Annotated in this window: 1 protein-coding gene; it reads right to left on the reverse strand. The window is 73.5% G+C overall.

Annotated elements, in window-relative coordinates; all coding sequences use genetic code 11:
* Window positions 1–101 precede the first annotated feature (101 nt).
* A complete protein-coding gene (locus tag B7767_RS30245) occupies window positions 102–1,403 on the reverse strand; it encodes a serine hydrolase (protein WP_107486409.1) in 1,302 nt (433 codons plus the stop codon).
* Window positions 1,404–2,184 lie beyond the last annotated feature (781 nt).

Below are 2,184 nucleotides of genomic sequence, written 5' to 3' on the forward strand. Positions count from 1 at the left end.
CGCCGTGACGCGCCGGCCGCACAGGCGACGGCCCCGTCGGCCATGGGCCGCACGATCACGCCGGGCCGGCCGACGCACGTGCGGCCGGCTCGCGAGCGGGACTAGACGGACGGACGACCGGCCGGGACGCCGCCGGTCAGCGGGGAGTCGTCGATGCGGGGCAGCAGCGTGAGCCGCTCCCCGCGGGCCTCCGGGCTCGCGGCCCCGGCCTCGGGGGCATCCGGGCAGAGCGCGCCGAAGACGTACGCGCCGAGGGCCTCGTCGATCGGGTGCGCCTGCGGTACGCCCTTCCCGTCGAGCTCCTGGTACTTCATCAGGTTCTGCGCGACGGCCATCTGACGCTTGCCGTCCCGGCTGGACAGCGCGATCGTGCCGGCCCCGAACACCGCGCCGTCGTGACCCCAGAAGCGTCCGCAGGACAGGTCCAGGGCGTAGATGCCGAGGCCGTAGTCCATGCCGGAGACGGGGACCGTGCGCGTCATCTCGTCGAGGGACGCCTCGCCGACGAGCTTCCCGCCGAGCAGGGCGCGGTAGAAGCGGTTGAGGTCGTCGGTGGTGGAGACGACCGATCCCGCCGTGTACGCCCACGACATGTCGTAGACGCTGTAGTCGCGGGGCGGGTCGATCAGACCGTAATAGGACTCGTACATCCGCGGGTGCGGGCCCTTGATGAACGGGGTGCGCGGCAGGTACGTGTGGCGCAGCCCGGCCCGGTCGATGACGTTGCGGGTGAGGTACGTGTAGGCGTTCTGGCCGGTGACCTTCTCCAGAAGGAGCCCGGCGATGACGTAGTTGGTGTTGGAGTACGTGCCCGGCACCGAGCCGGGGCGTCCGGTCGCGGGGGCCTCGAGGCCCAGCCGGACCAGTTCCCGGGGGCGGACGGAGCGGAAGCGCTCCTCGTCGAGGCTGGCCGTCGAGCCCCGGGTGAGGGAGGGGAAGGCGCCCGCGACGTAGTCGCCGATCCCGCTGGTGTGGTTGAGGAGCATGCGTACGGTGACCTGCCGTCCGCGCTCCCCGGGTATCAGGTCCGGCAGGTAGTCGGAGACGGGCGCGTCGAGCCGGATCCGGCCGCGCTCCACCTGCTGGAGCAGGCCCACGGCGGTGAAGGTCTTGCTGATGCTGCCCACCCGCTGCCGCATGCCCGGCGTGACCGGGCGGCCGGTGTCGACGTCCGCGACACCCGCCGCCCCGGTCCACCGCTCGTCGCCGTCCCGGACGGACGAGAAGACGCCGTACATGCCCGCCTCGTGGACGGCGTCCAGCGCGTCGCGCAGTGCGGTTCCGTCCAGGGACGTGGGACCTTCGGGGCCTCTGGGGCCGGCGGTGGCCGGTTGGGTGAGGACGACGGTGGTCGTCAGCAACGTGGTGCCCAGGATGGTTCCGAGAAGTCGGGCAATGCGCAACTTCCTGTCCTTTCGCTTGCCTTCAGGATCGGCGGATGATCGATCGAGATCATCGTCAAGGGAAAGGGACGGTCCCCACATCCTTCCGGGGAATGATCGAGAACCGGCCTCCGGCCACCCGCGCGCGAACAACCGGCTCCCCAGGAGAGGGACTTGAAGGCCTCCTCCCACTGCCCCTTGCCAGGACACGTGGTTGACGCCGACTCACGGGGTCGCGCACGGAAACGGCGGTCTCGCCGGTGAGGTGGTCGCACGCCCCCCGGGAGCGCGAGAAGGCGGCTCCGTCACGCCCCTGCTCCACGAGGTGCCCCCGGCCACGCGGCGCCGGGGCGGACGAAGCACCGAGAACGGTGATGGCGTGCCGGGGAACCACGCGGTCGTCCGCCCCGGCCCGCACCGGGACGCCCGTCTCCGGGACGCCGGTGAAGCCGCACGCCGGGCTGCCGTGCGGGGACCGGGCGCCGGTTCTCCGCGCAGCCGTACGGGACAAGGCGCGGCCGCCGAAGCCCCGGCGGCGGTGCACGAGCCGCTCCGCACGTGGGCCCGGGGCCCCGCGAGCCTGATCGCCGGTTCCCGGGGGGCGTGCGACCACCGGACCGTCCCGAAGCGGCGGAAGGTCCCGGACGCCGTCCAGGGACTGGCTCTTCGCCCGGCGCCGCCGGGCGACGTCCCGGAACGACCCGCGCCGGTCCGGGGTGCCGGGCCGGCGCGGGTCCTCTCGGGAGCACTTCCCCCCGGGAACGGCGGGGTCAGCGGGGGGCGCGGGCCGTCGCCGACGCCC

Origin of the sequence: Streptomyces sp. 13-12-16 (assembly GCF_002114215.1) — a bacterium.
Lineage (GTDB): Bacteria > Actinomycetota > Actinomycetes > Streptomycetales > Streptomycetaceae > Streptomyces.